This is a genomic window from Endozoicomonas sp. ALC013, from assembly GCF_049310205.1.
Lineage (GTDB): Bacteria > Pseudomonadota > Gammaproteobacteria > Pseudomonadales > Endozoicomonadaceae > Endozoicomonas.
This window is the reverse complement of record NZ_JBLYNS010000196.1, coordinates 1-6,888: the sequence shown is the minus strand read 5'-3', so window position 1 is coordinate 6,888 and position 6,888 is coordinate 1. Positions and strand designations below refer to the sequence as shown.

The following is a 6,888-nucleotide window of genomic DNA, read 5'->3' as shown; positions in this document are numbered from 1 at the left end:
GTATGATTTCATATGGTTAGCTACTTATGCCCTGTATTAGCCAGGGCAACTCTCTATTAAGCGAACATTAGCAACCATCGGGGGAGCGTCTTTATGAGCATCATAATCGACCGACGCCTCAACGGAAAAAAGAAGAGCACTGTCAACCGACAGCGTTTTCTGAGGCGTTACCGCAGCCTGGTCAAAGAGGCTGTACAGGGTGCTGTTGATCAACGCTCAATCACCGACGTTGAAAGCGGCAGCAATATTACCATCCCAAAAAAAGATCTGAGTGAACCCTTTTTCCATCATGGTCAGGGGGGGCATCATGGCCATGTGCATCCGGGTAATAAAGAGTTTAACCAGGGCGATCGTATTCAGCGACCACCGGGCGGTGGTGGCCAGGGCACAGGAGATGGCAAGGCCAGTGACAGCGGTGAAGGCGCTGATGACTTTGCCTTCCAGATCAATCGTGATGAGTTTCTGGAGTACCTGTTTGATGATCTGGAACTGCCGAATCTGGTCAGGAAAGAGCTGAAAGACAGCACAGACTATAAATTAAAGCGGGCAGGTTTTACCACGGCCGGTTCCCCTGACCGCCTGAACGTGGTCCGATCACTGCGTGCTGCCCATGCACGGCGGATAGCACTCTCTGGCAAAGACCGGAAAGTGATCAGAACACTGAAACGAGAGCTGCGGGAAATGGAAGTCAGCCCGGATGAAGTTGACCAGCTTCAGGCCCGCCGACTCCGTGAAGAGATCAATGTACTTAACAAGAAATTGAAGCGCCTGCCATTTATTGATGATTTTGACCTGCGTTTCAATAACATGGCCAAAGTACCCCAGCCTTCCAGCAAGGCCGTAATGTTCTGCCTGATGGATGTTTCCGGCTCCATGACCCGGGAAATAAAGGACATGGCCAAGCGCTTCTTCCTGCTGCTCTATCTGTTCCTTGAGAGAAACTATGAAGCGGTAGAAGTCGTCTTTATCCGACATCACAGCGAAGCCCGTGAGTGTGATGAGCATGACTTTTTCTACGCCAGGGAAACCGGGGGAACGGTGGTATCCACAGCCCTGCGCCTGGCTGATGAAATCATCACTGACCGATACTCCCCCAACGAATGGAATATCTATATCGCCCAGGCCTCTGATGGCGATAACTGGGAAGCCGACTCCAGTAAATGTCACGATATTATTCTGGAAAAGTTGCTGCCGGTTTGTCAGTACTACTCCTATGTAGAGATCACCGATCGCCATCACCAGAACCTCTGGTATGAGTACAAGGCAATAGAGCAGGCACATCCGGGACATTTTGCCATGCAGCAGATCCGCAGCTATGCGGACATTTACCCAACCTTCCGCCGCTTATTTGAGAAAAAGGAGGGAAGTCATGTTGGAAGTTGAAGCACCGGTAAGAACACCGAAAAAAAGAAAAGAGCCGCTTTCCACCGGTTCCGACTGGACATTCGAGTTGCTGGAGGCCTATGACCGGGAGTTTGCCCGGCTGGCCGACAAGTTCCGGCTGGATACCTATCCCAACCAGATAGAGGTGATCAGCTCTGAGCAGATGCTCGACGCCTATTCCTCTGTTGGTATGCCATTGATGTATAACCACTGGAGTTATGGCAAGACATTCCTCAGCAACCAGCAGAACTACCAGCAGGGAAGAATGGGGCTGGCCTATGAGATAGTGATCAACTCCAATCCCTGCATAGCCTATCTCATGGAAGAAAACACCATGCCGATGCAGGCGCTGGTGATTGCCCATGCCTGCTATGGTCATAACTCTTTCTTCAAGGGTAACTATCTGTTCCGGCAGTGGACCGATGCCAGTGCCATTATTGATTACCTATTGTTCGCTAAAAGCTACCTGGCCAAATGCGAAGAGAAGTACGGCATCAGCGCCGTCGAGGATATTCTGGATGCCTGCCACGCCCTGATGAATCAGGGCGTTAATCGCTACGTTCGGGCAACACCCATGTCTGCGGAGCAGGAAAAGGCACTCTCACAGGAGCGGGAGGAGTATATTCAGCGCAACCTGAATGATCTCTGGCGAACCATCCCGGTCCGCGAGACTGAACAGCAGAAAAAAACCGTCCGCTTCCCCAAGGATCCGGAAGAGAACCTGCTGTACTTCATTGAAAAGAATGCGCCGCTATTGGAAACCTGGCAGCGGGAAATTATCCGCATTGTGCGTAAGATTGCCCAATATTTCTACCCGCAAAGACAGACCCAGGTCATGAACGAGGGCTGGGCAACGTTCTGGCATTACCACCTGATGCATGAGATGTACGACGAAGGCCTGATTACCGAAGGCTTTATCATGGAATTCCTGCACTCTCACTCCAGTGTCGTATTCCAGCCGGATTTTGACGACCCAAGATACAGTGGCATCAACCCCTACACTCTGGGCTTCAATATCTTCCGGGATATACGCCGGATCTGTGAGAATCCGACGGATGAAGACCGGCAGTGGTTCCCGGACCTGGCCGACAGTGACTGGCTGGATGCGGTGCACTTCGCCATGCAGAATTTCAAGGATGAAGGCTTCATTCTTCAGTACCTGTCGCCTAAGGTCATGCGCGATATGCGGCTGTTCAGCATCGACGACAATGAAATTAACCCTTACCTTGAGGTGGATGCCATCCATGATGACACAGGCTATCGTCAGCTGAGGGAAAATCTGGCCGCACAATACAATCTGGGGAACCGGGAGCCCAATATCCAGGTCTACAACGTGGATGTCCGTGGTGACCGTTCACTGACCCTTCGTCATTACATGCACAAAGGAAGGCCCCTTGATAAGAACAGCACCAGTGAAATCATCAAACACCTTCACCGCCTGTGGGGCTTTGATGTAAAACTGGAGTCTGTGGACGAAGAAAATATTGTTCAATATGAACATAGGCTGCCGAAAGAGAAGCAATCTTCAGAGGCTGTTTGAGAATAACGCCCGCCCGGGCGACACTGTATCAAGGATGGCAGAAATTTAAGGATAAAAACTCCATTTTGTTCGGTGAATAGTGGGTTTATTCACCGAACAAACCGGAATTCTTAATTCCACTGGTTCTATGCTGGCCAGTTCTGCGTTGATCCTCCGCATCGAATTTCGACACTCTGTTATCTGATCATCCACCTGCTGATCTCCCTTCAATCGCTCAATGTAAGCATTCAAATGCATTAAATGACTGGAAGCACCTCCAAAAAATTTCACCAACCAATGGAACCAAACCGGTGAATGAAAGTCAGAGTTAATGAATTTGAGAGATATCTCTACCTGTTTTACAAATCTTCCAGACAGATGTTTAAAAATGGATAATTTATTAGCAAATATGCCGTCAAGGGCGATAGCTGGTTCACGTAAGCCATCACCCAGCCAAGGAGATGATAACTCATTTCCAAAGCCAGTCGCTGCAAAGAGTATAGTAGACATACAGGAAAGTGGTGCCCTGGCTGCTGCAGAGATGCCGAAACAGACGTCTGATTTTAAAATAACGAAAGTAGACAATATAACTAAGTCTGATTGCACCAGTTTTAAAAACAGGTGCTTCAGGAATCTGCTTCGAGTACTTGATCAGAAAACACTGTTAGAGATCATCAGTGAGTTTAGTGATGATGACATTAAATTTATTCTGACACTTGGGCGTTATCAAGACAACAACGAACACTATTTTAACCAGCTCAAACGGTTCGACTTACCCGATGAATATCATACCAGGGGCCATGAAGAGGGACTCAAAAAATTTAATGCGATGCATCACGCAGAGAGCCCTAAGTTATATGCCTTGTTCAGAGATACATTGTTGGCAGAGGCTAGAGGTAGCAGCCGATTGGAAGATGAATTTGGATTGTACTTTACCCCGTCGTCTGTCTGGTTGAATCCTGTGGCAGAGAAACTGCGATCATTGAACTGCAAGAGAGGTATCGAAGTGATGGGAGGTAAGGGGTATCTCTCTTACTTTCTGAAAAAGTATGGTTTCAGGATGGTGGTAAGTGACAACCACAGCAATTATCAACACCCGGCTGCGGCTTCACCACCGATAGCTGTTCGGAATGAAAACTCACTCGATACAGTGGTGAAATATCAGCATAGATCCGATTTTCTGGTAATCAGCTGGCCACCCCTACCGACATATTTGCCAGCGCTTGAAGAATATTTCTCACAAGAACATGTCGATGATTATCAAATACTCAGAGCCTGGGGCATAACCAAGCCTGTACTATTTATCGGCGAAAGGCCAACGCACACCAACAATGCTACAGGGAGTGCAATTTTTCACGAACACCTGCAAACGTATTTTGATGCCTGCAAAATTCCAGAGTACCAGGGACGATGTATTGGCGCTCTTGACGAAGCAATTATCTTCGTACCCAATGGGAAGAAAATGACCACCGTAGAAGATCTTCAACCAATGATGGAAGAGGCATGTAAGCAGCAATAAGATGTTTAATCCATTCCACTGTCATTTCTTGAGCATTCAGACGGGTCATTTGAACTATTTCCTGTTTTATTAGTCCAAAATCAGGAAGTAACTAAATCTCAAATTTATATGTTTCAAAGCTTGCAAAGAATCTTGAGTATACCGGCCATGGAATCCTTGATCACATTGTTCAGTTCGCTTTTTGAAGATATAACCTCACGCTTTTCTGACTACTGCCAGACCGGTTTGACAACAGAAGCGCATAAGGTTTTACCCAGCCTTCACAGGAAACAGAAATGAATAAACTATCTCCAACCAATACTCTACTTCCAGCGGCCGATGTTCCGCCGTCAAAAGAGTCTGAGCCATTCGCCGGTGCTTTTGCTGGTCTCAGGGAGGTTAAACCCAGTGATATTGACAATGAACATTCGGAATGCCCGCCAGAAATCGCAGGTTATTCTCTTCAGAAAAGAACCGTTGACATGTTTTTTGGGGATCGTTTCACACGGCTCAAGGCGATTGCTGACTCTCCTGTCATGGAATTCGCCTTGTTAGCTGATACTTATTCCAACTTACTCGAGCTGATTGAGTCAGGTTGTTTGCACCCAATGTACGACAGTACATTTAAAACCAGAAATGAGATACAAATACCCGACACTAGTTCACTTTCAATATCAGGCGAAAATAATTCCGAGGCTAGCAGTTCTGCAAAAATGATTAATCCTTACTATAGTATACATGCAACTACCACCCTGCGGGATGAGGTTCTGAAAAGCGCTACTGAAGTACTTTCCTATCCCCCTGACCAAAACTGGTCAAAGCGTGATGCACACCTAATGACTGGCATAGCACTCACTTCACTGGGACATCTCCATCATCTTCACCCAAATTTCCCCAGCGACAGCGAAACAATCGAACAAAAAATCTCCGAGCTGAACCAATACGTTTCCAGGCTGAAAGCAGCGTATGAATTGGATGACCAAGAAAATACGAACGTTATTTTTGATTGGCCATGAAATCTTCGATCACATCGGTCAGTCCGCGGTTAAAGATATAACCTGACGCTGTTCTGACTGCCACCAGCCCCCATGAAGTCTGAGAGAGCAGGAGAGCATAAAGCTTCACCTCGACAGCATCCCAAGCCTTAACTCAGTCAAAGAGGAAAGCAGGAATGATTAACCTACCGCAAACCAGTACTACCGCTCTTGCAGAATATGTTCCACCATCAAGGGATGAACAAGTCGGCCAGGCTGGTGACAAAGAGGTTAAACCCAGTACTATTGGTAATGAATGTTCTAAATGCCCGTCAGAAAGCACAGGCCCTTCCCTTCAGGAAAGAGCCGTCGCTTTGCCTGTTGGGAATCAGGACACGCAATCTGGCAAGAAGGAAAATGTTGCCTATCCGTTGGCGCTTCCCTGGCTTGCAAGTGATACTGATCAGCTCTTGAACAATCTGGAGGAGGTGATGCAAGCAGCTAATAACCTGCTTTCCACCCCCATCGACCAGAACTTGTCAGAATTCAATGCATTATCGATGAGAGGCAGAGCATGCTTGATAATGGGAGATCTCGAGATGATAAACAACACATTCTCTACTCTCTCCGGATCCGCCAGCCATAACAAAAGCGAAACAATTGATCAAAAAATCTCCGAGCTGCAACAATTCGATAAAAAGCTGGAATTCAGTACACAAATAGTTTGACTTAAGTACATGGATAAATGCCTCGTTCCCACGCCCCCAGTGGGAATGCATAACGGAACCCGTTGTAATCTCTAATCGTTCATACCCTTTATCCCTGTCAGGTGATTTCTCGAGCTCGATCTACTACAGATGATTATTTTGTCACATGAAAGTCATATCTGCATCTCGATGCGGTTCTTGTCTGGATATTTTGGTACCGGGAGGTGGTAAATGCTGCACTGTCCTCATTAAATAAGGCTTTCCTTTCAAGAACCTCTTCGACTCATAAAGTCCTGTGTAACATGAGAAGTTCCCAGCTCTCCAGCCTGTGTAACATGAGAAGTTCCCAGCTCTCCATCTTGTTGTAGCAGCAGTTTGTTGACTATCACTGACTGAAGTAGTCATCAAAACTTCAGCTTTGTCCGGGTTTTCGTTAGTTAATGATTTAATATCATTGCAAACCCCAAAACACTTTTTTACTTCGCCCAACTGGTTACTCTGATTTCGACACTCCGTTATCTGACCATCCCCCCACTGCCCCCCCCCCAACAATTGTTCCATGTGACCACTCAAATACGCTAACTTTGTTTCGGTCTGAGGCGAAAGGGCATCATAAGAGGACGGTGAAGCTACCGGCGTTGCCGCTGGATCAGCCGTCGCAAAAGACGATGACGGCAGTGTAGCAAACTGATAAGCCGAATCGGGTTGACCGACAGGGAGCCCACTGAATCCTGGCCAGCTATCGTCTTCTGGCACAATATTATTGCCATCACCTGCCTGGGATGCCTCTTTAGTCCCGGTGAACGC

The 6,888-nt window shown here is 47.3% G+C and carries 6 protein-coding genes; 5 read left to right on the top strand and 1 reads right to left on the bottom strand.

Features of this window, described 5'->3' with window-relative positions:
- Positions 1-93: 93 nt before the first annotated feature.
- From ACO6V1_RS21660 to ACO6V1_RS21640, 5 genes are all read left to right on the top strand, one after another.
- Positions 94-1,383 (top strand): YeaH/YhbH family protein, encoded by a 1,290-nt coding sequence (locus ACO6V1_RS21660; RefSeq protein ID WP_422468485.1) that lies wholly within the window; start codon positions 94-96, stop codon positions 1,381-1,383.
- A complete protein-coding gene (locus ACO6V1_RS21655; protein ID WP_422468483.1) occupies positions 1,370-2,923 on the top strand; it encodes a SpoVR family protein in 1,554 nt (517 codons plus the stop codon). The genes ACO6V1_RS21660 and ACO6V1_RS21655 overlap by 14 nt, the downstream gene beginning before the upstream one ends.
- 316 nt (positions 2,924-3,239) lie before the next feature.
- On the top strand, positions 3,240-4,421 hold the full coding sequence (locus ACO6V1_RS21650) for a hypothetical protein (RefSeq protein WP_422450421.1): 1,182 nt from the start codon (positions 3,240-3,242) through the stop codon (positions 4,419-4,421).
- A gap of 275 nt (positions 4,422-4,696) precedes the next feature.
- The gene (locus ACO6V1_RS21645; protein WP_422468481.1) at positions 4,697-5,416 is read left to right on the top strand and encodes a hypothetical protein; all 720 of its coding nucleotides are present in this window, start codon (positions 4,697-4,699) and stop codon (positions 5,414-5,416) included.
- A gap of 155 nt (positions 5,417-5,571) precedes the next feature.
- Positions 5,572-6,102, top strand: a complete 531-nt coding sequence (locus ACO6V1_RS21640) for a hypothetical protein (protein ID WP_422450419.1) — start codon at positions 5,572-5,574, stop codon at positions 6,100-6,102.
- Between the two features lie 141 nt (positions 6,103-6,243).
- On the opposite strand, the gene ACO6V1_RS21635 is transcribed toward ACO6V1_RS21640, so the two are convergent.
- A partial coding sequence (locus ACO6V1_RS21635; protein ID WP_422468478.1) for a hypothetical protein occupies positions 6,244-6,888 on the bottom strand: 645 nt, incomplete at its 5' end.

Coding starts and splice junctions, on each gene's coding strand:
- ACO6V1_RS21660 (WP_422468485.1), top strand. CDS start 94: ATGAGCATCATAATCGACCGACGCCTCAACGGAAAAAAGAAGAGCACT.
- ACO6V1_RS21655 (WP_422468483.1), top strand. CDS start 1,370: ATGTTGGAAGTTGAAGCACCGGTAAGAACACCGAAAAAAAGAAAAGAG.
- ACO6V1_RS21645 (WP_422468481.1), top strand. CDS start 4,697: ATGAATAAACTATCTCCAACCAATACTCTACTTCCAGCGGCCGATGTT.
- ACO6V1_RS21640 (WP_422450419.1), top strand. CDS start 5,572: ATGATTAACCTACCGCAAACCAGTACTACCGCTCTTGCAGAATATGTT.